Below are 25084 nucleotides of genomic sequence, written 5' to 3'. Positions count from 1 at the left end.
CCTGTCAGGCGGGCCAGGTCGCCGCGACCATTGCCAGTGTCTCGGCCCGGTCCGGTGCGCCGAGCCTGCCGCCGAAGCGCTGGCATTTGAGCGCGGCGGCGGCACTGGCAAAGCGCAAGGCTTGCTCGACCGGCATGGCTTCGCCCAGCCCGACGGCAAAGGCGCCGTGGAAGACATCACCCGCCGCCAGCGTGTCGACCGCCTTGATTTTGGGCGCCGCGACATGACGGGATGATTGCGTCGCGCGATCGAACCACCAGGTGCCTGCCGCGCCACCGGTGACCGCGACGAAGGCGTCGGTGCGGGAGGCGAGGTCGGTGCAAGCACTCTCCAGATCCAGGGCCTGGCCGCATATGATGCGGACCGCCGGCTCGGAGGCGACGATGTGCGAAGCCAGCGGCAACAGCTGCTCCAGCACCGCCAGCGGCGCGGTATCGGCATCGAGAATCGCCGGCCGGTTGGCGGCGTGCGCCGCCTTGAGGGCAAGGGCCGCGGCACCCGGCCAGCGCACGTCGACCAGCACGGCATCGAACGCCGCGATGTCGGCGAAAGGCAAAGAATCGGGATCGGTCTGGGCCAAACTGTCATAGAAAGGCACGATGATGCGTTCACCATGGGCGTCGACCAGGATCGATGCCAGCGCCGAGCGGGCGCCGCTGACGCGGCGCACGTAGCTGCAGTCGACGCCTTCGGCCTCGATCCCGGCAATCAGCTGATCGCCGACCGGATCATCGCCGGCACTTGCCCACAGCGACACGTTGGCGCCCAGGCGATGCGCGGCGCAGGCAGCGCTGGTGGCCATGCCAGAGGCGATCTGGACGCCGTCGGAGGCGATGAATTTTCCCTGATGCGCGGGCAGCGCCTCGACACGCAGGATCGTGTCCAGCGTCAGCGCGCCGACACTCAGGAGTCTCGGGGGTCTTGCCACGGCAGCGCTATTGAACCGGCTTGATCTTGCCCAGCGGAATGAAGCCAAGCGAGGCCTTTCCCTTGACCACCTTCAGCGGCATCGACGGTTCGCTGCCGAGCAAAGCGAGGGCGGCAAAGCCCTGTTGGATCGCATTCTTCTGCTCGGGTATGGCGCCGGCAAGGATAGATGCTACGGCCTTCGGATCCTTGATCCGGATCATCAGATCGGCATCGACCAGGCCTTCGGCATCGACCGACAACGGCCCGGAAACGGTAACCCTCGCCGTGCCCGACGATAAATCGAGGTTGCGTATCTCTATCCTTTGGCCGCGCAGGCTCTTCACCTGCGTGCCGATCAGCGCGACGCCGTTCTTCAGCGTGGCATCGCCGCTGGCATCGAGCGCCGGCAGCACGCGCCCGCCGATCGCATCCGGGTCGATCTCGAGATCACCAAAGCTCCCGACATAGTCGAGATCGCCGCCATTCGGCTGCAACTGGGCAGCGGCCTTGCCAGCGCTGAACAGTTCAACCGGATCGGTGTCGTCAGCCGGATCGGTCTGGCCGGACAGGCCCTCGGCCTGCAGGGATATACGGTGCGGCAGCGGGTACCACAATTTGACGTTGGCCTGCAGATTGTCCCAGTCAATCCACAGCGGCATCATGCCCGGGACGGAGGTTCTGAGCGGTCCGCGCAGATTGGCAACCGGGGACAGGGGTTGGATGATCTGGGCGACGGCGTTGAAGGAGCCGGCCGAGGCGGCGATGTTCTTGGCATCGTCCTCGTAGGCGAGGTTGTCGCAGGAGACGGTAAAGTTCAACGGATAGCCGCTGACCTGGAGATTGGCGCAGCCGGCCTCGACGCCGCTCTTGTTGAGCGTGGCAACCGCCTTGTCGGCTTCAGCCCTGACCCTGTTGGCCAGGTAGAACCAGCCGCCGCTGTAGATGGCAAACAGCACAACGATCAACGCCACGAGCCAGAGCAGGCCGCGGCGGGACTTTGGTTGGCGTTCGTCACTTGACGTCATGCTTTGGCTCTCATTAACGCATGGGTATTGGTGGACGGAGCTTCGATTCCGACAACAATAGGTAGACAGACACGGACGGAAAAAACACCGATTCGGATGCGGTGTCGGCAATCTTTTGCAATCAGGCGCGGCGATATGGGCGATTTTTGGGTGTTTGGCTACGGTTCGCTGATCTGGCGACCGGGTTTCGCGCATGTCGAGACACGACGCGCCCGGCTGCACGGCTACCGCCGCTCACTTTGTGTCTATTCCTTCGTGCACCGCGGCACGCGCCAGCGGCCCGGGCTGGTGCTCGGCCTCGACCATGGCGGTTCCTGCGTCGGCCTGGCTTTCCGTGTGCCCGGGGAATTGCGCGACGAGGTCATCGCCTATCTGCGCGAGCGTGAACTCGTCACATCAGTCTATCTCGAGCGCACCCTCAAGGTCCGGCTCGACGGTGGCGATGGGGTCGAAGCCGTGGCCTACATCGTCGACCGCAAACATGAGCAATATGCCGGCGCGCTGGACGCGGCGGACGCGGCGGCGGTGGTGCGCGGCGCTGTCGGCCAATCCGGCAACAATGAGGATTATGTTCTCAGCACGCTGAAGCATCTGGAAGCACTTGGCATTCGCGACCATTGGCTGGAGGAGGTGGCACGGGGGATAGCGCCTTTGTGAAGCGCTGGCTCTGCGGAAAGAGGCGGCCAGGCCTTTGATCTCGACGAGGCAAGACCTAGGTTAGGCTCCGAACCCAGCCAGCGGGCGGCATCCGCCCGGTCCCAATCATAACGGAGATTCGCCTTGCAGAAACGCCGTCTCGGTCGCACCAACCTTTCCATCGCGCCGCTGGTTCTGGGCGGCAACGTCTTCGGCTGGACCGCCGACGAGAAGACCTCGTTCGACCTGCTTGATCGCTTCGTCGGCGGCGGACTCAACGCGATCGATACGGCGGACGCCTATTCGCGCTGGGTGCCGGGCAACGAGGGCGGTGAATCGGAAACCATCATCGGCAAATGGATGAAGGACCGTGGTAACCGTGACAAGGTCGTGGTGATCACCAAGGTCGGTTCGGACATGGGGCAGGGCCACAAGGATCTGTCCGCCGCCTATATCGAAAAGGCTGTCGAAGCCTCGCTGAAGCGGCTGCAAACCGATTTCGTCGACCTCTATCTGTCACATTGGCCGGACCCGGCCACGCCCTACGAGGAAACCCTCGGCGCTTACGAGAAGCTGCTTGCCAAGGGTAAGGTCCGCCATATCGGCTGCTCGAACCTCGACGCCGGCCAATTGCGCGCCGCACTCGATGTGGCGAGCCTGCGCAGCCTGCCGCGCTACGAGGTGCTGCAGCCGGAATACAATCTCTACGATCGTTCCTCCTTCGACGGGCCGTTGCGCGATCTGTGCGTGGCCGAGGATATCGGCGTCATCACCTACTTCAGCCTGGCCAAGGGTTTTCTGAGCGGCAAATACCGCAGCGAGGCCGATCTTGGCCAAAGTGAGCGCGGCGGCGGGGTTAAAGACTACCTCAATGCGCGCGGCATGCGCATTCTGGCCGCTCTTGATGCCATATCCGCCAAGCATTCGGCGAAGCAGGCGGAAGTCGCCCTTGCCTGGGTTATCGCGCGGCCAGGTGTCACCGCGCCGATCGCCAGCGCCACCAAGCCCAGTCAGATGGACAGCCTGATCAAGGCGGCATCGTTGAAGCTGACGGCCGACGACATGGCCGAGCTCGACAGAGTTAGCGGCTGAGGTTTCGGCCGTCGCTGTACGCACGAACGTCCAAGACCCACGCTCCTGTCTTGCCATAGCGTCCTGCGCTCGTGGCAAGACAGAGGGTGCAATGACTGAGCCGCTTCTTTCGCAGCCGGAGCTTTGGCGACCGCTGCTCGCACTGGTGCTTGCAGCGACCGTCGTTATGGGTAGTCCAGGGCCGGCAACGATAAGCGTCACCGCTGTTGGTGCCGCCTTCGGCCTGCGCGATTCGCTGCGCTACACCTTGGGGATCGTCCTGGGCACGATCGCTGTTCTGCTGGTCGTGGCGACCGGGATCATGGCGGTGCTTGGGTCGATGCCGAGGCTGGCGCCGTTGCTGGTTGTCGCGTCCGCGGCCTACATTCTCTATCTTGCCGTCAAGATCGCCACCGCGCCGCCGCTGGCGGCGCGCGCGGTCGAGGCTTCGCGTCCGACCTGGCTGGCCGGGTTTCTGCTGGCGGTCGCCAACCCCAAAGCCTATGTGGCGATCGCCGCCGTGTTCGCCGGCGCCTCTTCGAGCCAGGGCGGTGTGGAACTCGGCCTATGGCTGAAGCTGACGGTGCTTGCGGCGATGATCGTCGTCATCCACGCCGCGTGGCTTCTTGCCGGTGCGGCGTTCGCCCGCTTCCTGCGCAGGCCTGTCGCCTCGCGCATCACCAATCTGGTCTTCGCCGCGGCGCTGGTGCTGACCACGCTGCTGGCTGTCTACGGCTGATTGCCTGGCCGGAGGGACTTCAGACTTTCGCGCCCAGTTCCCGCAACCGCTTCACCGCCGTCGGCGGCAGTGCCGGCGGGTTGGATGCGCGCGATGCCTCGACGAGCATCTGGTCGCAGGCGGCTTCCGTCTCGCCGATCAGCCGCGCCATGAATTCGTCCTTGCCAAGGCCCGGTGGAATCGGCGGCAGGAACCGCGCCTTGATGGTGCCGGGATAGCGCAAAAACTTGCGGCGCGGCCAATAGAGGCCGGCGACATGGGCAACCGGCACCACGGGAACACCAAGCTGCGCATAGATTTCGACGATGCCGTATTTGTAGGCCGGTTCGTCGCCCGGCGCCCGGCGCGTGCCCTCGGGATAGATGATCAACTGGCGTGGGTTGCGCGCCATCTCTTTCTTGGTCGCCGCGACCACCGCCTTCAAGGCCTTGGAGCGGCTGCCGCGATCGACCGGGATCATGCGCATCTTCATGATGTACCAGCCGAAGAACGGGATCCAGGTCAGCTCGCGCTTGAGGATGTACAGCGGGTCCTGAAGGAAGGGGAAGAAGGCGATCGCGTCCCAGAACGACTGGTGCTTGGGCGCCAGGATGAAGGAACCCTGGGGCAGGTTTTCCTGCCCGGTGATGTCGCTCTTGGTGCCGGCGATCTTGTCATAGAGCCACATGCAGCTGCGCGACCAGAATTTCGGCACGAACCAGGCGCGGTGGCGGGGCGACAGGAAATAGTATGGGGTCCAGAGGATCATCTGGACGATCAGATTGACGTAGAAGACGAAGTTGAACGCCAGCGATCTGACATAGAGCATGGGGGAGGTCCGGTGGGGAATTGTGCGTTGGTTACACCAAGCGAGGGGAAAAAGGAAACAGAGCGATGCGGCTCATTGCTACCAAGTCGCCTGCGCCAGACGTTCCCTCAGGCGTGGGGCGGCGAAATCAAGGAAGGCGCGCAGTTTCACCGGCAGCCGGCCCTGGCCGGCATGCACCAGGTTTACCGGCCACGGCTCGGGCTCGAAGTCCCTGAGTACCGGGCAGAGTGTCCCTGAGCGCACAGCGGTGACAATCTGGTAGGAAAGCACGCGCGTTATCCCGAGGCCGGCAATCGCGGCATCGATCGCCGCCTCCGCGGTATTGACCCGGAGCCTTGAGCGGACCGGGACAGGAAAGTCGGCCTTGTCCGCTGCAAAGGTCCATGTGGCGAGCGAGCCTAGACCCTCGAAGGTGATGCAACTGTGTGTCTCGAGATCTCCTGGGGTCTTCGGCGCGCCATGCTCGGCCAGATAGGCGGGGCTCGCGCAGACAACATGACGGATCGAACCGACTCCGAGGGCAACCATGCGCGAGTCCGGCAGCCGGCCGATTCGGATGGCGAGGTCGATATGGTCCTCGGCCAACTGGGCTATCCTGTCGCCAAGCGTCAGGCGGATATCCACCTGCGGGTATGCGGCAAGGAACGCGGTGACGATCGGCAGCACGTGAAGTCGGCCGAAGACGATCGGCGCGGTGATGATCAGTTCGCCGGTCGGGGCACTGTATTCGCCGCCCGCAACGCGTTCGGCCTCGCCGACCTCGTCGAGAATGCGGCGGCAGGCGGCAAGATAGGCGTCGCCCGCGTCGGTCAGCGTCAGCCGGCGTGTCGAGCGGTTCAGCAGACGTGTCTGGAGATGCCGTTCAAGATCGGAGACCTTGCGGCTGACGGTCGCAAGCGGAACGCCCGAACGGCGTGCGGCGGCGGAAAGGCTGCCGGCCTCCACCGTCGCGACGAAAAGGGACATGGCCTCCAGGCGATCCATCAGTTCTTCCAGAAATTGGAAGGATTGATTGCAAATATGCCATCTACATCCGGCAAGTGGAAGAGTGCAAATAAGCGGCGTGACCAACAGGGAAATCGCAATGCCGCGCATCGCCACGCCATCGTCCATCACCGCTGCTCCCACAGCAACGCAACCCGTGCTGCAGGCTGTCGAGAAGCAGCTCGGCGTCGTGCCGAACCTGTTTCGCATGGTCGCCAACAGTCCAGCCGCGCTCGAAGGCTATCTGGGCATGTCCGGGGCGTTGGCCAAGGGTCGGTTGCCTGCACCGACGCGCGAGCGCATCGCGCTGGCGGTCGCCGAGATCAATGGCTGCAGCTACTGCCTGTCCGCACACACCTACCTTGGCAAGAACCTCGCCCGGCTCGACGATGCCGAGATGCTCGCCAACCGCCACGGTGGCTCCACGGACCCCAAGGCGGCCGCGGCGGTGCGTTTTGCCGCCAAGGTTGCGCACAGTCGCGGCCATGTCGGCGACGAAGATCTCTCCGCCGTCAGGCTGGCAGGCTACGACGATGGAGAGATCATCGAGATCGTCCAGCATGTCGCCCTGAACGTCTGGACCAACTATATCAATGAAGTTGCCCAGACCGAGATCGATTTTCCGGTTGTTTCTGTCCGCGATGCTGCCTGAATCCGGAAAGGGCAGGCGGTGTCCGCCGGTCCCCACCTTTCATGTCGCAGAGGATTCCCATGTCTGAAAGCCGCCCGCCGCTTCCGCCCTTCACCGCCGAAACAGCCGCGCAGAAGGCGCGCATGGCCGAGGATGCGTGGAACTCGCGTGATCCGGCACGGGTCGCGCTTGCCTATACGACCGACAGCCGCTGGCGCAACCGCGCCGAATTCCTGCAAGGCCGCGATGCCATCCAGGCTTTCCTGACGCGCAAATGGAGCCGCGAGCTCGACTATCGACTGATCAAGGAAGTCTGGGCTTTCCACGGTAACCGCATCGCCGTGCGCTTCGCCTATGAATGGCACGACGACAGCGGTTCATGGTTCCGCAGCTACGGCAACGAGAACTGGGAGTTCGACGAGCACGGGCTGATGCGCCTGCGCATCGCGAGCATCAACGATCTTCCGATCGCGCAAGCCGACCGCAAATATCACTGGACGCTCGGGCGCCGCCCGGATGACCACCCAACATTGTCGGAGCTCGGGCTTTAGAGCAATTCCGGGAAAAGTGCGAAACGGTTTCCCACAGGAATTGCGCCAACTGCCGCAAGCCCCGCCCCATGCAAGGAGGCTTTCGATGAACGCACATGCTTTTGCCAGCGACGTCGCCTTCACGCCGACCGTCAAGGCGATCCAGACACGCAAGGGCTCGCGCCAGTCCTACTCCCGCGTCGAGGAGCGCGGTGGCTGGAAATCGGTGATCACGCCGGACCTTGCCGCCTTCATCGAGATGCAGACCAGCGTCTTCCTGTCGACGGCCAATGGCGATGGCCAGCCCTATATCCAGCATCGCGGCGGGCCGGCCGGCTTTCTCAAGGTGCTCGACGAAAGGACGATCGGCTTCGCGGATTTTTCCGGCAACAGGCAGTTCATCACGCAGGGCAACCTGGCCGACAACCCACGCGCCTTTCTGTTCCTGATCGACTATATGCTGCGCCAGCGTATCAAGATCTGGGGTACGGCGCGCGTCGTAGAAGACGATGCCGAGTTGATGGCCAAGCTGATGCCGCAGGATTACAAGGCGCGGCCCGAGCAGGTCATCCTGTTCACCGTCTCGGCATGGGATGCCAACTGCCCGCAACATATTCCGCAGCGTTTCGAGGCCGCCGATGTCGCGGCAGCGCTTGGTGAACGCGACAAGCGTATCCAGCACCTCGAGCAGGAGATCGCGCGCCTGAAGCAGGCGTCGACGGGGACAGACAAGGAATGACGGTACAGTCGAGGGGTCAGCCGCCGGCGGCGGTCTCGGCCAGTGCGATGCCGTCCGGGGTCGGTTTCACCGGCACGATGCCGCGTGCCAGCGCCAGCAGATATTTGTTGTACTCGGTGAACAGTACGCGCAAGGCCTGCGGCTTGGTCAGCCAGCCACCATTGTCGAGGTTGGAATTGACCACCGGATAGGGTTCCAGCTTGGCGCCATGCAGAAGCCGGCTCATTTCAAGCAGGCTGCGCGGCATGTGGTAGTTGTTGGTGACGAGGATCACCGTGTTGTAGGCGTGGCTTTCGACCCATTTGGCGCTTTCCTCGGCATTGCCGATCGTGTCGAGCGCGGCGCGGTCGATGTCGACGCAGCACGAAAACAACTTCTTGTCGCCGCCGGTCGCTACCTGGAGCTGGCGCCGACTCGCCGAGGGATGCACGCCGCTGATCAACAGGCGCTCGCCTTTGCCGGACGCCAGCAGCTCCATCGCGGCGTCGAGACGGGACTGGCCGCCAGTGAGCACGATGATGGCGTCGGCCTTGGCCGGATTGGCGGGCGTGGTCAGATGGCTGACCTTGTTGGCGAACCAGCCGAAGCCGCCGGCAAATAGGGTTGCGAGGACGAGAAGAGAGAGTGCGGATATCCGAAGTGCGGTCTTTAAACGGCTAATCCGGCCGTGGTCGCGCAAACGAGCAACCACCACTGGCATCTGTCCAGCCGTCCCGGTCGAGTCCCGCACGTCCATGGCCATATGGTTAATCCTGAAATGCGGCCTTTGGTAGGAAAAAGACGCACTTTGCGTTACGCCGTTTCTCCATCCGTGATCACCTTGCTTTCGACCTCGCCAAAGCATGTTCGCTTCTCACGCGTCGGGTTGGCGAACGTCGATGTCGCTGAGATAGGCGACGACGGTGGCATGCGAGGTTGCCGCCGTCAGCGCGCCGATCACCAGCACCATGAGGACGACGCCGAGATAACCCGCAGAGCCGATGGCGAAATTGCCGAACAAGGCGGTTGCCTGGTCGGCCTGCGGCGTTGCCATGTTGCGCGACGACCACCAGGAAAAGACGATGAAGACGAGAACCGCCGCCGCGCCGCCGGCGGCAGCGCCCTTCATGCCGGTGACCAGGAAATGCCGGCGGAATTCGCGCGCGATGAAGCGCGCCTCGGCGCCGACGAAATGCAGCACCTCGATGATGTGGCCGTTGCCGGCCATGGCGCCGCGCGTGGCGAACACCACCGTCAGCACGGTCGCCGACAGCATCAGCGCCAGCACGGCAATGCCGATGGTCACCGTGGTGCGCGCCATCGCCACCAGTCGGTCGACCCAGGTTCGGTGATCGTCGAGCGACGCGCTTGGCAGCTTCGGCGTGATCGCGGCGCGCATGGCGGCGAAGTCGGGGGGGCTGTTCTCGTCGATTGTGACGATGACCAGGCGCGGCACCGGCAGGTCGTCGATGTTGAGGCCCGAACCCAGCCATGGCTCCAGCAGCCTGGCGGTCGCATCGCGATCGATGATCCTTGTCGACTTCACGCCGGGGAATTCGCCGGCGATCTGCGATGCCTGGGTGAGGGCGGCCTCCATGTCGAGGCCGTCGACCGGCTTGATCTGGATCGTCGCCTCGCGCGAGATCTGGTTTTCCCAGACCGAGGCGGTGTCGCGCACCAGTGTCACCGCGCCGAAGGTCAGGCAGGACAGGAAGGTCATGATGGCGATGACCAGGACCAGCGCCCGGCCGGCAATGTTCTGTGCCGGCACGATCGGTGCCATCCGGCGCTGGGCACGCGGCCGTGCCGCAGTTGCCTCGGTTTCCTGCTCTTGCTCTTCGAAATGTTCGGCGGACAGGTCAGTCATAGATATCCAGCCTTCCGCCGGCCAGGATCATGCGGCGCGCGTCGACCTGCTCCATCAGGCCAAGATCATGGGTGGCGATCACCACGGCGGTGCCGAGACGGTTGAGTTCGATGAACAGCCGTAGCAGCCGCCGCGCCAGCGGGGGATCGACATTGCCGGTCGGCTCGTCGGCCAGCAGTATCTCGGGCTGCTCGATCAGCGCCCGCGCGATCGCGGCGCGCTGCTTCTCGCCACCCGACAGGACCGGTGGCAGCACATGCATGCGCTCGCCCAGCCCCACCCATTTCAACAGCTCGGTGACATCGGTGCGGTAGCTCGCCTCCTCGCGCCCGCGCACGCGCAGCGGCAGTGCGACGTTCTCATAAGTGGTCATGTGGTCGAGCAGGCGAAAATCCTGGAACACCACGCCGATGCGGCGCCGCAGATGAGGCAGCTCGGTGCGCGAGATGCGCGAGCGGTCCTTGCCGAATATGGTGATCAGGCCGCGTGTCGGCTTCAGCGACATGAACAGCAGGCGCAGCAACGTCGTCTTGCCGGCACCCGAAGGCCCGCTCAGGAACTGGAAGGAGCGCTCCGGTATATGCAAGGAAATGTCACGGAGGATTTCCGGACCCATGCCATAGCGGAGGCCGACATTTTCGAAGCGAATCAATTTCGACGACCTGAAGTTCCGGGTTGCGGCGAACCATCCCGTTCTGGGAAAAGACCATCGGCCGGCATGGTTAACCGGCGGTTAATTCCTGGCTTGTTTCGGCGCGTCACGAGGGCTCCGGTGGGGAAGCGTTAACCATTTATGTTTACGCAAAAGAAACGAAAAGCGAACACGCGCAATACTGGGGCCATGATGGCTGACGAACGAACCGCGCGCCCGGTTTCCGGCGAAATCATGACCGATCCCCCGGCAATTGCCGTGGCGGACCGGATCGTGCGCGGTCCGGCGGCCGATATCGTCGATGCGGACTATGAAGTGATGCCGCGCTTTGTCCCTGCCATGGAAAGCGTTTCACCGCCGCCGCGCCTGATCGTCACGCCGTCCATCGAGGGCATGGACATGCTGCGCAAGCCGGAAGCGCCGGCGGAACGGCCGCCGGCCGTGCGTGGTGGGCCGATCTTCTGGATCGCCGGCATCGGTGCCGCGTTGGCCGCCTTCTGGGTCTCCGGCGGGCATGCGCTGGTGCGCCAGGCGCCGTTCCTGCCCGATGCGCAAGCATCGGCGCTGACCATTTCAAGCGTCACCTCACGCGTCGATGCCTCGGGAGCCAATCCGGTGTTGTTCGTCGATGGCGAGGCCGCCAATGACGGGAAGGGGCCGGCGACAATGCCGCCGCTTGAAATCCGCGTGACGGGCAATGATGGGCGCACAACCCGCTATACGTTGGGGACATCCGGCCATTCGCTGGCATCGGGCGAAAGATTCGGCTTTGCCAGCCGGCTCGACGTGCCTAAGAACGGCGTAAGGACCGTTTTGGTTACTTTCGCCGAATAGGCGATCACCAGGGAAGACCATCAATGCCCATCGTACGTGGCAAGGACATCGAAGTCCTGTTTTCGGCGTCGGCGATCGCGCGGCGCAATCTCGAGCTCGCCAAGGAGATCGCCGGGCACGACTATCACGATCTGCTGGTGATTTCGGTGCTCAAGGGCTCGTTCATCTTCGCCGCCGACCTGATCCGCGCCATGCACGATGTCGGCCTGTCACCAGAGGTCGAGTTCATCTTCATTTCCAGCTATGGCGCCGGCACCACCAGCGGCGAGGTGAGGGTGCTGCGCGACATCGACAATGAGGTCGCCGGCCGCGACGTGCTGCTGATCGACGACATCCTGGAATCGGGCAAGACACTGACCTTCACCCGCGACCTGATGCTGTCGCGCGGCGCAAAAAGCTGTTCCATCGCCGTGCTGCTCGACAAGCGCATGCGCCGCCAGACCGCGCTCACCGCCGACTATGTGGGCTTCGACTGCCCCGATTACTTCGTCGTCGGCTACGGCATGGATGTCGCGCACGCCTTCCGTGAATTGCCGTTTGTCGGTGTTGTGAAAGGCGATGCGTGAGGCGAGCGCCTCGCGTCGGCGAATTCTTGAAAAGGCCTTAACGGCGTCAGGAAAATTAGCCCCTGTCGAGCGCCGGGGCTTTCAGGAAAAGTCAACTTTTGCCCGCCAAATATGCCGGCCATGGCAAAGCTTCTGATCGTCGAGGACGATGAATCCGTCCGCACCCTCGCAGCCCGCGCGCTCGAACGCGCCGGCCACGCAATCGATATCGCGGCGGACGGCGCTCAAGGCCTGGCGCTGATACGAGCCGCGCATGGCGGCTATGATCTCGTCGTCTCCGACATCCGCATGCCGGAGATGGACGGCATCGAGATGGCGATCGCGGCGGCGGCCCTTTTCCCGGCGATGAAGATCATGCTGATGACCGGCTACGCCGACCAGCGCGAGCGCGCCGAGGAGTTGAACGGCATCATCCTCGACGTCGTGCAAAAGCCCTTCACACTGGCCGAAATCCGCTCGCGCGTCGAACGGGCGCTGATCTGCTTCGCCTGATCACGCCGGATCGGCAGTTGCCAGCCCGGGGGCTTGGCTCCTGCGCCGTTCCGTGTTGAGCGCCAGCAGGCCGGCGCCGATGATGAGGGCCGCACCGATCACGGTCGTCGACCTGGGCACCTCGGCGAAGAACAGAAAGCCCCAGAGCGGCGACCATAGAATGCCGGTGTATTCGAAGGTGGCGACCCGATTGGCCGGTGCCAGCCTGTAGCCCTGCGACAGAAGGATCATGCCGGCGGAGGCGACGAAGCCGCAGGCGGCCATCTTGAGGAAATCCGGCAGCGTCGGCCATATCCATGGCCGCACCAGGAACTCAAGGCTCGGGTGGACGGCGTGGGTTATGCCGGCCAGGTGGAATGTGCCGGCAACCACGGCCGCACCGATGAGATAGGCGCCGTTCTGGTAGAAGGCCATGACCGTGGACGATTCGGTGTCGCCGATCTTGCGCGCCATCAACTGCGAGAACCCATAGAGCAGGGCCGAGCCCAGCGACAGCAGCGCCGCCCAGTCGAACAGTCCCGCGCCTGGGCGCACCATCACGATGACGCCAAGCAGTCCGATCAGCACCGTCGCCAGCGTCCGCCAGGACACGCGTTCGCCGAGGTAGGGTCCGGCCAGCGCCATGATGAACAGCGGCGCCATGAAATAGAGCGCCACGGCGTCAGCCAGCGGCAGCGCGGCGATGGCCAGATAGTACACCGTGTAGGAGGTGAACTGGATGAAGGCGCGTATCGTCAGCAGGCCGAACCGCTTCGACAGGATTGCCGGCAGCCCGACATCGGCGTGGACGAGGATGATCAGGATGGGCAAGGCGACGATCGAGCGGATCGCCATCACTTCAGTCACCGGATAGGAGCTCGACACGGCTTTGACGAGCGGGTCCTGCAGCGAGAAAACCAGCACGCCCAGGCACAGGCTCAGGATGCCGCGCACCATCCTATTCTGCATCTGGTTTCCGGCTCCTGCGCGTATGGTCCGAAGCTATCGCCTGCGGAGTAAAAAGAACCCGCCACCGTTTCGGGCAGCGGGCACGAGTGAGGACTCTTTGATTGGTCCGCGGCCGATTTCGCGGCCGCTTATCCAATGGGTATGGCGACTATTATCCGGCGTTTGACATGTTGCAAACGAATTGGAATGATATCAGCAATCAAATTTTCTTATGATGGAAATCATGCGCCCGACCCTCGACAGCGATCTCCTGCGCACCTTCGTCGCCATCGCCGAGGCCGGCAATTTCACCAGGGCGGCCGAGCAGGCCGGCCGCACCCAGTCGGCCGTGTCGATGCAGATGAAGAAGCTCGAAGAACTGATCGGCGACAGCCTGTTCGAGCGCGGCTCGCGCGGCGTCGCGCTGACGCGGCGCGGCGGCGAACTCATCGTCAACGCCCGCCGCATCGTCTCGCTGCTCGACGAAACGGCGGCGTCGATGGCGGCCGCGCCGCTCGGCGGACCGGTGCGCATCGGCATTCCAGAGGAATATGGCCACGCCATCCTGTCGCGCGCGCTCGGCGCATTTTCGAAACGCCACACCAAGGTAGAGGTCACCGTGCGCTACGCGCATTCGGAGGCGCAGCTGGCGGCGCTCGCCGCCGGCGAACTCGATCTGTGCGTGGTGTTTGAATGGCAGGACCCGGCCGGCGGCGAAGTGCTGATGCACGACCCGACCGTCTGGGTGACGTCGGCCGTGCATCACATGCACGAGGAACGGCCGGTGCCGATCGCGCTCTACAACCGAGTCAGCTGGTGCAAGGACTTCGCCATCAAGTCGCTGGAGCAGCGCGGGCTTGCCTATCGTGTCGCCTATACCAGCGACACCACGGGCGGGCTGAAGCTTGCCGTCACGTCGGGACTGGCGATTGCCCCGATCTCGCGCAGCAACATTCCGGACGGCTGCCGCGAACTGACCTCCGCCGATGGATTCGGCGACATCGATTCCTCCAATGTGGTGATGCATCGCAACTCGAATGCATCGGGCGAGGCGATCGACGGCATGCAGGAAGCGATCCGCGAAGCGTTCGTCAACCGGCAAGGTTAGTCTCTTACATCCTCATAGAAGGTCAGGCGGTTGCCGAACGGGTCGTTGACCGTGACCTCCTTCGTCTTCCAAGGCGTCTCCTCCAACCCCGGCCTGGCAAAGCGGTACTTTCTTTCGGTCAACTCATGGTGGAGCCTGGCGATGTCGGTCGTCTCGATCCGGACGTGAGAACCTGGCGCGCCGTCGCCATGATGTTCGCTCAGATGCAAGACACAGCCGTCGCGGTAAACGCCTGTGTAAAGCGGCGTGTTGTCTTCGAAACGGTGTTCGAACTGCACTTCGAAACCCAGAAAACCGACGTAGAATTCATGCGCCTTGGCAACATCGAAGATGCGCAAGATGGGCGTGACAGTACCGAGCTTCGGCATGGTGTTGCGACCGTTCGGGCGGGATTTGGGGGCGGCGGTTCCTATTTCAGCTCAAGCAGCCGTTCCAGATAGCTGCGCTCGATATCGGGGCTGAGCGCGTTGCCGAGCCGCTTGCGGATCGCTTCCAGGATCTGGCGGGCGCGCTGGACGTCGATTTCGTCGGGCACCTTCACCGAATCGCCGAAATCGGGACCCTGGCTGGCGCGCGGCCGGCCGAGCGGGTCGCGGTCGGCATTCTGCTGGCGGCCACCCTCCTGGCTGCCGCCCTGGTCGCCCTGCATGGCCTGCATCTGCTTCATCATGTCCTTGGCGCCCTTGCGCAGCGCCTCGAGTGCCCGGCCCTGGTGACCGACCGCTTCGTCGCCCTGGCCCTCGCCAAGCGCCTGCTCGGCGCTGCCCATGGACTTGCCCGCCTCGCCAAATCCTTCATTGGGCTCCATGCCCATGCCTTCGAGGCTCTTCTTCAGCTGCTCGAGATCGCTCTTCAGCTGGCCCTGGCCTTCCTGCAGCTGCTTCAGCGCATCGGCGAATTCCTGCGGCGTCATCGGCTTCTGCCTGGCGAGCGGGTCGCGGTCCTGGCCGACGCCGGGCTGGTCCTGGTCCTCGCCACCGTCCTGGCCAAGCTGCTCGTCGCGGTTCTGTCCCCGCTGGCGTTCGCCGCGCTGCATCTGGTCCATGCGGAAGGTGTCGTTCATCATCTCCTGCTGGCGCCGCAGGATCTCGCCAAGCTTGTCCATCTGCTGGCGCATCTGGCTGTCCTGCTCGCCGCCCTGCTGCTGACGGCCGGCCTGGAGATTGTTCATCATGTCCTGCAACTGCGACAGCAATTGCTGCGCCTTGTCGCGATCGCCCGACTTTGCCAGGTTTTCGATCTGGTCCATCATCCGGTCGATGTCGCTCTGGCGCAGTTCCTGGCCATTCTGCTGCATCTGCGGCGCGTTCGGGTTCTGCTTGGCGCGTTCGGCGAATTCCTGCAGGAACTGGTTCATCGCCTCGCGCAGTTCCTTCATCGCCTTTTCGATTTCCTGGTCGCTGGCGCCGTTCTTGATGGCGTCCTGCAGCGCCTGCTGTGCCTGGCGCAGCCGCTTCTCGGCCGCCGAGAGATTGCCCTCCTCGATGCCAAGCGCGATTTCCCAGAGATAGCCGACCTCGCCGCGCAGCTGATCGTCGTTCCCGGCCAGCTTCAGCCGGCTGCGCGCGCTCATGATGGCGAGGTAGTGCGACATGTTGTCGAAAGTGTCTTCCGGCCGCAGCGTAATGGCGTCGATCAGGTCGAGCACGCGCGGTTTGGCATTGGCGTCGAGCGCCAGCAGGCGCCGCTGTTCGATCACCGCACGCGCCAGCGGGTTGGCGAACGGGCGCTCGGGCATAACAAGCGTCTTGGTTTCGCTGGACGCGGTGTGTCCGGCATCGTCAGTGGCGACCAGCGTCAGCTTGATGCTGCTGCCGGCCCAGACATGTTCGGTCAGGTCTTTTGTCGTCTTGGCGGCATTCGACTTGCCGCCGCGGCGCGGCAACGTCAGCGGCATTTCGGGCGGGCCGTAGAGCGCATGCGCATCCGGCGCCTGCGGGTCGGCCAGCGCGAACACCGCCTTGGCGGTGGCGGCGCCATAGTCGTCGTCGATCTGGTAGTTGAGTTCGAAGGCGCCGTTGGCGGCGCGCTTTGGCTCGCCGACGAAGCGGATCTGCGGCGGCTTGTCCCGGATCACCGCGAAGGCCCAGCGGCCAAGCTGATCCTCGCCCGATTTCAACGTCAGCGTGCCGTCGCCGGTCAGCTTGCCGGTGAACTGGCGCACCCTTGAAGGTGAACTGGTGGACGGCGCCGCGGGGTTTGCGGCAGGCTTGGCCGTCGCGGCAGCCGGGTCGATGGCGCGCGAATTGCCATCCTTGTCGGCATAGGCAAGCGTTTCTTCGCCCGAGCCGCCGGTGACGCGCAAGGAGACATCGCTACCCTCGGGCACATGAAACGTCGGCGTTGCCTGGTTGGCGTCGGCGGTCAGGAAGACCGGCGGCTTGCCGGTGTAGGCCGGCGGCGTCACCCATGCATCGATGCGCGGCGGCACGGCATCATGCGCGCCGTGGGCGCTGAAGCCGTCAGTTACCCTGCCGCCGGTCGGCCCGAAGGAGAAGGCAAAGGCGGTGACCAGCAGGAGGGCCGCCACGGCGCGCAGCCCCCAGGGGTCGCGCTCCGGCACGCGCGTGCGCGGCAGGTCGGCGCCGAGGCTGTCGAGCTTTGCGGCCATGCGCTTCTGATGTTCGCGCCACAACGCTTGCGAGAAGCTGCTCTCCCGGCCGCTTGGCCGGTCGGTCTGCACCAGCACGGGGCTGTGCAGCAGCCTGTTGGCGGCCTCGATGCGGCGATCGACCTCGGCGGCCGAGGGCATGCGGAAGAAGCGCAGCGGATACAGCGCAGCCAGCCCTGCCAGGCCGAATGCCGCGACGAGGCCGATGCGCGCGATATCCGGCAGCCGGGAGAAGATGCCGAACCAGGACATGCTCAGGAACAGGCTGGCGACAATAAGCAGCGGAAGCAGCAGCGGCCAGCCGCGCTCGACCATCATCGAGACCCGTGTCGCCAGCCGGCTCAAGGCAAGGCGCCCGGCCAGGCCGCGGTCGTTGCTGAAGGTGGGTCGTTCGGTCATCGGCCCTTCCTGGAGCCTGTTCCATCCCGAAAGAACCGGGGTGGGGCTCTATCTCTTTGAGCATGATCGGTTTTCGGGATCATGTCGTGAGGCGGGGCAGGATAGCCCAAGCCTCACGACTCGAAGAATACCAGCAAACACGGCAAAGGCGAGGCAGTTTGAAAAAACGTGAACCCGGCCGAAACGGCTGCAATCAGAAATTGGCGGGGTTTGCGTTGGCGCCGCAGACCAGCACGGCAACCCGTTCGCCCGGCGACGGTACATAACGGCCGGACAGCACCGCGGCGAAGGCTGCCGCCCCGCCCGGCTCGGAAATGATGCGCACACGGTTCCACAGGGCCTTTTGGGCAGCAATGATATCGTCGTCGCTGACCAGGATGGAGCGTTCGACGAAGGCTTCGGCGATCGGGAACATCATTTCGCCGACGCGTTTCGGCGCCAGCGAATCGGCGGCGATGCCTTCGGCCGGCGCATCGACTGGATGGCCGGCCTCGAAGGCGCGATGAAGCGTCGGCGCACCCTCGGGCTCGACGGCGACGATGCGGATGCGGCCGGCATACCAGGCGGCGATGCCTCCGATCAGGCCGCCGCCGCCGACAGCGACCAGCAGCGTGTCGATCTCTGGCAAGTCCGCCTCGATTTCGAGACCGAGCGTGCCCTGGCCGACCAGCGTTTCCTCCTGGTTGAAGGCATGGATCTGCAAGGCGCCGCTTTCCTGGGCGAAACGTTCGCTGGCGGCCAGCGCTTCCGCATAGCGAGCGCCACCGACGACAAGGTCGGCGCCATAGAAGCGAATGCGGTCCAGCTTGGCTTGCGGGCTTACTTCGGGAACGAAGATTGTTGCCTTGTGGCCGAGCCGCATGGCTGCATAGGCGACGGCGGCGCCATGATTGCCGCCCGATGCCGCGACGACACCGGCCGCCGGAACCTGCCGCTCGAGCAGATTGGTGAAGGCACCGCGCGCCTTGAACGAGCCGGAATGCTGCAGGCATTCGAGCTTGAGGTCGATGGCCAGCGGCGCCCGGTCGAAGTCGGCCATGTCGACGCGCAGCACCGGCGTGTGGCGCACATAGGGGCGGATGCGCGGTTCCATCGCGGCAATACGTTCGCGGGTGACGGTGTTGCCCTGCGCCATGACTTGCTCCTCGTCGTGAGATTCCGCCTTATGCCAGCCAATCGGGGACCGAATCCAGCCCGATCAGGTCGTCATAGGTCAGGCGCGGACGCACGACGTGGAAGCGGTCGCCGTCGACCAGCACCTCGGGCACCAGCAGGCGGGTGTTGTAGGTGCCGGCCTGCACGGCGCCATAGGCGCCGGCCGTGGAAATAGCGACCAGATCGCCGGCCTTCAGCCTGGGCAGGTCACGGTCGAGGCCGAGATAGTCACCGGTCTCGCAGACCTGGCCGACAACATCGACCATCATGCGCGGCGTATCGGCCGGCGGCTGCACGACCGGCCTGATGTCGTGGAAGGCATCGTAGAGCGTCGGCCGTATCAAGTCGTTCATGGCGGCGTCGACGACGAGGAAATTCTTCGCGTCGCCTTCCTTCACGAAGATCACTTCCGAAACGAGGATACCGGCATTGCCGACGATCAGCCGGCCCGGCTCGAACATGACCTTCAAACCGAGCTTGGTGACATGCTTCCTGACGATCTGGGCATAGGCGTCGGGAAGGGGTGGCGGGTTGTTGTCGACGCGGTAGGGAATGCCCAGCCCACCGCCGAGATCGACGTGCTCGATCGAATGGCCATCGGCGCGCAGCACGCCGACCAGATCGACAAGCAGGGCGAAGGCATCGTCGAAGGGCTGCAGTTCGGTGATCTGGCTGCCGATATGGGTGTCGATGCCGGTGATCTTGATGCCCGGAAGCGTTGCGGCGCGGGCATAGACCTGCCGTGCGCGCTGCCACGGAATGCCGAACTTGTTCTCGGCCTTGCCGGTGGAGATCTTCTTGTGGGTCTTGGCATCGACATCGGGATTGATGCGCAGCGAGATCGGCGCCACCTTGCCGAGTGCCACGGCGCGGGCCGAGAGGAGGTCAAGCTCCGGTTCGGATTCGACGTTGAAGCAAAGGATGCCGGCTTCGAGCGCGAAGTCCATTTCGCGCGCGGTCTTGCCGACGCCGGAGAACAGGATTTTGCTCGCCGGAATGCCGGCGGCCAGCGCCCGGCGCAATTCGCCTTGCGAAACCACATCGGCGCCGGCGCCGAGCTTGGCCAGCGTCCGCAGCACGGCCTGGTTGGAGTTGGCCTTCATGGCGTAGCAGACCAGCGTGTCGAGGCCGGCAAAGGCCTGGGCGAACACCCGGTAGTGCCTGGTCAAGGTGGCGGTGGAATAGCAGTAGAACGGCGTGCCGACCTGAGCGGCGATATCTGGGATTGCCACGTCCTCGGCATGCAGCACGCCGTCGCGGTAGTCGAAATGGTTCACGAGAGTGGTTCCGGAAAGTTGGAGCACGATGAGATCGGGTTCAGAAGACTAAACCCGGTCCGATCGGTGCTAGATCAGCGGGTCGAGGATGAATTTCTTGTCCTTGACCGGTTTTTCCGGCTCCGGCGGCAGGGGCTGCTTGGCCCTCTCGGCATCCTTGCGCGCCTGGACGGCCGCCTCGTAGGGCGTGTCGAGACCGGCCCTGCGGCCGCAGGCGGTCACGACGGCCATCGTCGCCAGAAGCGTCAGCGTCACCAAAATCCTGCTTCCGGTCATCGATCCATCCGTCCGAAACGTTCTGTCAGCCGCCGCTTTTAGCCGAGTTCTCTGTGTATTGCACCCCGGATATTGCGATCGCAATATTGGGCATCACGCCTTCGCCAGTCGCTTTTTCCAATAGCGGATCTGCTTCCTCACCTCCGACGGCGCGGTGCCGCCGAAGCTGGTGCGGCTCTTGACCGAATTCTGCACAGCCAGCACGGAGAAAATATCGGATGTGATGCCTGGATTGATCGACTGCAGCTCTTCCAGCGAGAGCTTCTCCAGCCCCACCTTCTTGCCCTCGGCAAGCGCCACCGCACGGCCGGTGACGTGATGCGCCTCGCGGAACGGCAGGCCCAAAGTACGCACCAGCCAGTCGGCGAGATCGGTCGCGGTCGCGTGGCCGGAGCCGGCGGCCTTCTTCATCGCGGCGGCGTTGACCGTCATGTCCGAGACCATGCCGGTCATTGCCGCCAGCATCAGGTCGAGCGTCTCGGCGGCATCGAAGACCGATTCCTTGTCTTCCTGCATGTCCTTGCCATAGGTCAAAGGCATGCCCTTCATCACTGTCAGCAGGCCGACCAGATGGCCGTTGACGCGGCCGGTCTTGCCGCGCACCAGTTCGGCGGCGTCGGGGTTCTTCTTCTGCGGCATGATCGAGGAGCCGGTGGAGAAACTGTCCGACAACCTGATGAAGCCGAATTGCGGCGTCGACCAGATGATGATCTCTTCGGCCAGCCGCGACAGATGCGTGGCGCAGATCGCCGCCATGCCGAGGAATTCCAGTGCGAAATCGCGATCGGAAACGCTGTCCAGCGAATTGCGCATCGGCTCGCGGAAGCCGAGCGCCTTGGCCGTTTTATGGCGGTCGATGGGGAAGCTGGTGCCGGCCAGGGCGGCGGCGCCGAGAGGGCTCTCGTCCATGCGCTCGATCGCATCGCGCACGCGCGACAGGTCGCGCGAAAACATCTCGACATAGGCCATGCAGTGATGGCCGAAGGTCACGGGCTGCGCTGCCTGCATGTGGGTGAAGCCCGGCATAACGGTCGCCGCGTGCTCCTCGGCCCGCTCCAGCAGCGCGGTGATCAGCCCTTTCAGCGCCTCGGCGACGCGAGAGCACTCGTCCTTGACCCACAGCCTCAGATCCACCGCCACCTGGTCGTTGCGCGAGCGGGCGGTGTGCAGGCGGCCGGCGGCGGGGCCGATCAGCTCGGCGAGGCGAGCCTCGACATTCATGTGGATGTCTTCAAGCTTGGTCGAAAACTCGAAGCTGCCGGCCTCGATCTCCTTCAGGATCGTGTTCAGGCCGTGAGCGATTTTTTCTTGATCGGCCGCCGAAATAATGCCCGTTTGCGCCAGCATCTCGCTATGGGCGATGGAGCCGCGTATGTCCTGCGCGTAGAGTTTGCGGTCGAACGAGATCGACGCGTTGATCGCTTCCATGATCGCGGCCGGACCCGAGGCAAATCGTCCGCCCCACATCTGGTTGCTGGTCTTCTTGTCGCTCATCGCTATAAAACCCGTGCTTCGGAGCAGTTTTGAGAAAATGGCAGACGGAAACAGATTTTTCCCGGCCCCGCGCCTGATCCTCGCCGCCCTGGTGGCGGGAGCGCTGGCCGGCGCGGTCGCGGTATATGTCAGCGAGAGCCGGTCTGGCAACAACGCCGCGCCCCAAGTGGCGGTCGGCGAGAGCAAGGACGACATCGCCTGCGCCGCCAAGAACGACCGCGCCAAGAAGGTAGCGGCCTCGGCCACCGGCGAGGTCGCCGCACTTTTGCCCGCCGATCCGCCGCAATCCATGAGGAGCCTCGCCTTCAATGGCCCGGACGGCAAGCCGATGACGATCGCCGACCATGCCGGCAAGACGGTGCTGCTCAACCTCTGGGCCACATGGTGCGCGCCGTGCCGCGCCGAAATGCCGGCGCTCGATGCGCTGCAGAAGGAGAAAGGCAGCGCCGCCTTCCAGGTCGTCGCCGTCAATGTCGATGCCGGCGACGATGTGAAGCCGAAGAAGTTCCTAAAGGATACCGGCGTCGAGGCGCTCGGCTATTACCGGGATTCGACGGTGGCGCTGTTCAACGATCTCAAGGCACGCGGCCTGGCACTCGGCCTTCCCGTCACCCTGCTGATCGATGACGAAGGCTGCCTGATCGCCCATATGAACGGTCCGGCGGAATGGTCGGGGCCCGACGCCAAGCGGCTGGTCGAGACAGCGCTCGGATCGTGAACATCAGCGTGTTTTGACGCAATTCCTCGGGGAAAACCGTTTTACCCTTTTCCTGGAATTGTTCACGCCGAGCGCACGTTTGGTTTGAGCAAGACGAGATTGTCGTCCTGGCGGTCGATGCGAGCCGGAGTGCGCTTGCCATGGCCGGTCAGATCGTCAAACGCTTCGATCGGTGCCGGCTTGCCGAGATAGTAGCCCTGGCCGATCTCGCAGGCTTCCGCGTCCAGGAACTTGAGCTCGCCAAGCGTCTCGACGCCTTCGGCAAGGACCGGCAGGCCGAGCCCACGTCCCAACCCCAGCACGGCGCGCACGATCGCGGCGACCTGGCCGTTCGTGTCGACCGCCTTGATGAAGGAGGCGTCGATCTTGATCTTGTCGAATGGGAAGGCGCGCAGGTTGGAGAAGAGGAATAGCCAGTTCCGAAATCGTCCATGGCCACGCGCACGCCAAGCGCCTTGACCTGCCGCAGGGTTGCCAGTGCGCGCGGCATGTCCTTCACCAGCGCGGTTTCGGTGATCTCGAGTTCCAGTCGTGTCGGGGCAAGGCCTGTCTTCAGCAGGGTCTCGTGGACCTTGCGGCTGAAATTGGGATTGTGAAGCTGTACCGCTGAGACGTTGACTGCGACCGTCAGCGGATTTTCCCAGCGGGCGGCCTCCTCGCAGGCCGCGTCGAGCACCCAGTCGCCGATCTGTCCGATGGCGCCGCTGTCCTCGGCGACCGGGATGAATATGGCCGGGGAAACGTCGCCGCGTTCGGGATGGCGCCAGCGGATCAGGGCTTCGAAGCCTACCATCCTGCCGCTGCTGATCTCCTTCTGCGGCTGGTAGACGAGGTAGAATTCGCCACGCGCGACGGCCTGGCGCAATTCGTGCTCCATCACGCGCCTGTCGCGGGCCTCGGTGCCCATCGACGCCTCGAAATAACGATAAGTGTCCCTGCCTTCGGTCTTGGCCCGGTAGAGTGCCGTATCGGCATGGCTGATCAGGCTGGTCTGGTCCTCGGCATCGAGCGGATAGATCGCGATGCCGATGCTGGCCGAGACCAGCCCGCCACCGGCCGCTGACCGGTTTTCCTCACGCATGGCGGCAAGAACCGAGCCTGCGATACGGCCCGCAGCCTGCGGGTCGGGCAGGTTGGGGGCGATGATGGCGAATTCGTCGCCGCCAAGGCGTGCAAGCAATTGTCCGTGGCGCAGAACGCCCGCCGCGCAGCTTGCCACCTTCTGCAGCATCGCATCGCCGGCGCCGTGTCCGTAGAGGTCGTTCACTTCCTTGAAACGGTCGAGGTCGAACAGCAGAAGTGCGAGATGCCGGCCTTTGACGGCCGTCTCGGCATTGGCCGTCCGGTTCATGGATGCGATTTCCGCGTCGAGGCGGCTCGAGAAACTGCGGCGATTGGCAAGCCCTGTCAGCGGGTCGAAATGGGCGAGGCGAAGGATTTCCTCCTCGGCCTTCTTGCGTTCGCGGATGTCGCGGACGGCGATGACGTTATGGGATTTGCCGCAATAGTCGATGCTTCGGGCGATCAGCTCGACGGGAATTTGCGTGCCGTCGCGGTTCCTCAACTCGGCCTCTCGCGGCTGACCTTCCAGGCTGGCCGCGTCGGTTGCGGTGCGTTCGTCGAAGAGCTCGCCCAGTTCCTTGCCGTTCAGCGCCGCGGCCGGCGTGCCGGTCAGCTTGCCCATGCTGTCATTGGCGCTGACGATGCGGTTGCCGTCGCAGACGATCAGTCCCTCCACGGCGGCATTGGCCAGGCCATGCATGCGGTCGACCTCGAGCTTCTGGCGACGGAAGCGCAGGTCGATCCACAGTGCCGATGCCGACAGCACCAGGATGACCAGCGTGGCGGCTGCGGCCGCGAAAGCCTGCGAGGTCGGGGCGATCGTATATTCGGAGATGGTGATCGAGGAATCGGGAAAGATCGAGGCGGCGCCCATGCCGATGAAATGCAAGGTGCAGATCGCCAGCGTCAGAAGCACCGCGCCGACGGACGTCGCCGGCAGGGAGGGGCGGCGCAGCACGACACGCAGCGCCAGCGCCGCAAGCGTTACGCCCGCCAGCAGGGAAACGGCGACAAGCAACAGGTTCCACTCGATCCGGCCCTGAACCTCGAATGCAGCCATGCCGATGTAGTGCATGGCCGCGATGCCACCACCCAGAACGGCGCCGCCGACGAGATGATAGTCAAGTTCGTCCCGCAAGGTGGCGATCCACATACCTGCCGCCGTCAGTGTGACCGAGGCGGCGAGCGAGAGCACGGAGAGCCCCGGATCGTAGGCGCTGGGTATGCCCGGCGTGAACGCAAGCATGGCGATGAAATGCGTTGCCCAGATGCCGAAGCCGGTCGAGGTGGCCGCGATCATCAGCCAGGCAAGCCGGTTCCGGTCCGTCGAGCGGCTGATGTGGTGAAGCAGATTGACAGCGGAGAAAGAGGAAATTCCGCAGATCAGTGCAGCGAGTGCGACCAATCTCAGATCGTGCTGGTTCACGATACAATTATAGACCGTCAACATCTTATTTCCCCAAGCCCATCGGAAATAAAAAACGAAATATGACTGATTAATGCTTGGCTGTTGAAGGATCGATGAAGCCGCCTGCAACCGTAGCGTGCCTTTCGGGCGTGGAAAGGCCGCAGCATGACAGGATATCTTCCGGCGG

Annotated in this window: 25 protein-coding genes and 1 pseudogene; 11 read left to right on the top strand and 15 right to left on the bottom strand. The window is 64.1% G+C overall.

Annotated features, from left to right (window positions below):
- Positions 1-4 precede the first annotated feature (4 nt).
- Together AC1VON_RS00470 and AC1VON_RS00465 are read right to left on the bottom strand one after the other, a co-directional pair.
- Positions 5-928 (bottom strand): sugar kinase, encoded by a 924-nt coding sequence (locus AC1VON_RS00470; protein ID WP_483119952.1) that lies wholly within the window; start codon positions 926-928, stop codon positions 5-7.
- Between the two features lie 7 nt (positions 929-935).
- Positions 936-1934 carry a DUF2125 domain-containing protein gene (locus AC1VON_RS00465; protein WP_483119950.1) on the bottom strand — a complete coding sequence of 333 codons (999 nt, stop codon included), beginning with the start codon at positions 1932-1934 and terminating at the stop codon, positions 936-938.
- Between the two features lie 135 nt (positions 1935-2069).
- Between AC1VON_RS00465 and AC1VON_RS00460 the strand changes: the two genes are divergently transcribed.
- From AC1VON_RS00460 to AC1VON_RS00450, 3 genes are all read left to right on the top strand, one after another.
- Positions 2070-2591: a gamma-glutamylcyclotransferase gene (locus AC1VON_RS00460; RefSeq protein ID WP_172348389.1), complete on the top strand. Its 522-nt coding sequence runs from the start codon at positions 2070-2072 to the stop codon at positions 2589-2591.
- Between the two features lie 123 nt (positions 2592-2714).
- Positions 2715-3662 carry an aldo/keto reductase gene (locus AC1VON_RS00455; protein WP_483119949.1) on the top strand — a complete coding sequence of 316 codons (948 nt, stop codon included), beginning with the start codon at positions 2715-2717 and terminating at the stop codon, positions 3660-3662.
- Between the two features lie 91 nt (positions 3663-3753).
- Positions 3754-4380: a LysE family translocator gene (locus AC1VON_RS00450; protein ID WP_483119948.1), complete on the top strand. Its 627-nt coding sequence runs from the start codon at positions 3754-3756 to the stop codon at positions 4378-4380.
- A 19-nt stretch (positions 4381-4399) separates the two neighbouring features.
- On the opposite strand, the gene AC1VON_RS00445 is transcribed toward AC1VON_RS00450, so the two are convergent.
- Together AC1VON_RS00445 and AC1VON_RS00440 are read right to left on the bottom strand one after the other, a co-directional pair.
- Positions 4400-5188, bottom strand: a complete 789-nt coding sequence (locus AC1VON_RS00445; RefSeq protein ID WP_172348392.1) for a lysophospholipid acyltransferase family protein — start codon at positions 5186-5188, stop codon at positions 4400-4402.
- 78 nt (positions 5189-5266) lie between these two features.
- On the bottom strand, positions 5267-6172 hold the full coding sequence (locus AC1VON_RS00440) for a LysR family transcriptional regulator (RefSeq protein ID WP_483126251.1): 906 nt from the start codon (positions 6170-6172) through the stop codon (positions 5267-5269).
- 100 nt (positions 6173-6272) lie between these two features.
- Here AC1VON_RS00440 and AC1VON_RS00435 point away from each other — a divergent pair, with 100 nt between their 5' ends.
- From AC1VON_RS00435 to AC1VON_RS00425, 3 genes are all read left to right on the top strand, one after another.
- Positions 6273-6824 carry a carboxymuconolactone decarboxylase family protein gene (locus tag AC1VON_RS00435; RefSeq protein ID WP_483119946.1) on the top strand — a complete coding sequence of 184 codons (552 nt, stop codon included), beginning with the start codon at positions 6273-6275 and terminating at the stop codon, positions 6822-6824.
- 59 nt (positions 6825-6883) lie between these two features.
- Positions 6884-7354 (top strand): nuclear transport factor 2 family protein, encoded by a 471-nt coding sequence (locus AC1VON_RS00430; protein ID WP_172348394.1) that lies wholly within the window; start codon positions 6884-6886, stop codon positions 7352-7354.
- 85 nt (positions 7355-7439) lie between these two features.
- Positions 7440-8072, top strand: coding sequence for a pyridoxamine 5'-phosphate oxidase family protein (locus AC1VON_RS00425; protein WP_172348395.1), 633 nt, complete (start codon positions 7440-7442; stop codon positions 8070-8072).
- A 16-nt stretch (positions 8073-8088) separates the two neighbouring features.
- On the opposite strand, the gene AC1VON_RS00420 is transcribed toward AC1VON_RS00425, so the two are convergent.
- From AC1VON_RS00420 to ftsE, 3 genes are all read right to left on the bottom strand, one after another.
- Positions 8089-8814 carry a YdcF family protein gene (locus AC1VON_RS00420; RefSeq protein WP_172348396.1) on the bottom strand — a complete coding sequence of 242 codons (726 nt, stop codon included), beginning with the start codon at positions 8812-8814 and terminating at the stop codon, positions 8089-8091.
- A gap of 111 nt (positions 8815-8925) precedes the next feature.
- Positions 8926-9918 carry a cell division protein FtsX gene (locus AC1VON_RS00415; protein ID WP_172348397.1) on the bottom strand — a complete coding sequence of 331 codons (993 nt, stop codon included), beginning with the start codon at positions 9916-9918 and terminating at the stop codon, positions 8926-8928.
- Entirely contained in the window at positions 9911-10570 is a 660-nt protein-coding gene (gene ftsE, locus AC1VON_RS00410) for a cell division ATP-binding protein FtsE (RefSeq protein ID WP_010911739.1), read from the bottom strand. The genes AC1VON_RS00415 and ftsE overlap by 8 nt, the downstream gene beginning before the upstream one ends.
- Positions 10571-10759: 189 nt before the next feature.
- On the opposite strand from ftsE, the gene AC1VON_RS00405 reads away from it, so the two are divergent.
- From AC1VON_RS00405 to AC1VON_RS00395, 3 genes are all read left to right on the top strand, one after another.
- Positions 10760-11404 (top strand): hypothetical protein, encoded by a 645-nt coding sequence (locus AC1VON_RS00405; RefSeq protein WP_172348398.1) that lies wholly within the window; start codon positions 10760-10762, stop codon positions 11402-11404.
- A 23-nt stretch (positions 11405-11427) separates the two neighbouring features.
- Positions 11428-11970, top strand: a complete 543-nt coding sequence (gene hpt / locus AC1VON_RS00400) for a hypoxanthine phosphoribosyltransferase (RefSeq protein ID WP_172348399.1) — start codon at positions 11428-11430, stop codon at positions 11968-11970.
- 120 nt (positions 11971-12090) lie between these two features.
- Entirely contained in the window at positions 12091-12462 is a 372-nt protein-coding gene (locus AC1VON_RS00395) for a response regulator (protein ID WP_010911735.1), read from the top strand.
- On the opposite strand, the gene AC1VON_RS00390 is transcribed toward AC1VON_RS00395, so the two are convergent.
- Positions 12463-13410, bottom strand: a complete 948-nt coding sequence (locus AC1VON_RS00390; RefSeq protein ID WP_172348400.1) for a DMT family transporter — start codon at positions 13408-13410, stop codon at positions 12463-12465. It lies immediately after the preceding gene.
- 223 nt (positions 13411-13633) lie between these two features.
- Between AC1VON_RS00390 and AC1VON_RS00385 the strand changes: the two genes are divergently transcribed.
- On the top strand, positions 13634-14497 hold the full coding sequence (locus tag AC1VON_RS00385) for a LysR family transcriptional regulator (RefSeq protein ID WP_172348401.1): 864 nt from the start codon (positions 13634-13636) through the stop codon (positions 14495-14497).
- Here the strand turns inward: AC1VON_RS00385 and AC1VON_RS00380 are convergent.
- The 6 genes from AC1VON_RS00380 to argH all read right to left on the bottom strand — a co-directional run bounded on the left by AC1VON_RS00380 (position 14494) and on the right by argH (position 21709).
- A complete protein-coding gene (locus tag AC1VON_RS00380) occupies positions 14494-14865 on the bottom strand; it encodes a glyoxalase superfamily protein (protein WP_172348402.1) in 372 nt (123 codons plus the stop codon). The genes AC1VON_RS00385 and AC1VON_RS00380 overlap by 4 nt on opposite strands.
- 41 nt (positions 14866-14906) lie before the next feature.
- Positions 14907-17507, bottom strand: a complete 2601-nt coding sequence (locus AC1VON_RS00375; protein WP_172348403.1) for a TIGR02302 family protein — start codon at positions 17505-17507, stop codon at positions 14907-14909.
- A gap of 193 nt (positions 17508-17700) precedes the next feature.
- Positions 17701-18642: a threonine/serine dehydratase gene (locus AC1VON_RS00370; protein WP_172348404.1), complete on the bottom strand. Its 942-nt coding sequence runs from the start codon at positions 18640-18642 to the stop codon at positions 17701-17703.
- Positions 18643-18670: 28 nt separating this feature from the next.
- A complete protein-coding gene (gene lysA, locus AC1VON_RS00365; RefSeq protein ID WP_172348405.1) occupies positions 18671-19939 on the bottom strand; it encodes a diaminopimelate decarboxylase in 1269 nt (422 codons plus the stop codon).
- A 69-nt stretch (positions 19940-20008) separates the two neighbouring features.
- A complete protein-coding gene (locus AC1VON_RS00360) occupies positions 20009-20215 on the bottom strand; it encodes a hypothetical protein (RefSeq protein ID WP_172348406.1) in 207 nt (68 codons plus the stop codon).
- A 93-nt stretch (positions 20216-20308) separates the two neighbouring features.
- Positions 20309-21709 (bottom strand): argininosuccinate lyase, encoded by a 1401-nt coding sequence (gene argH, locus AC1VON_RS00355; RefSeq protein WP_172348407.1) that lies wholly within the window; start codon positions 21707-21709, stop codon positions 20309-20311.
- Between the two features lie 37 nt (positions 21710-21746).
- Between argH and tlpA the strand changes: the two genes are divergently transcribed.
- On the top strand, positions 21747-22427 hold the full coding sequence (tlpA, locus tag AC1VON_RS00350; RefSeq protein ID WP_172348408.1) for a thiol:disulfide interchange protein TlpA: 681 nt from the start codon (positions 21747-21749) through the stop codon (positions 22425-22427).
- A gap of 62 nt (positions 22428-22489) precedes the next feature.
- Here tlpA and AC1VON_RS00345 read toward each other — a convergent pair.
- Positions 22490-24939 (bottom strand): annotated as a pseudogene (locus tag AC1VON_RS00345) (putative bifunctional diguanylate cyclase/phosphodiesterase).
- Between the last annotated feature and the right edge of the window lie 145 nt (positions 24940-25084).

The sequence above is a fragment of the Mesorhizobium sp. HAY1-8B genome (assembly GCF_056868045.1).
This window is presented reverse-complemented; position numbering and strand designations above follow the sequence as displayed.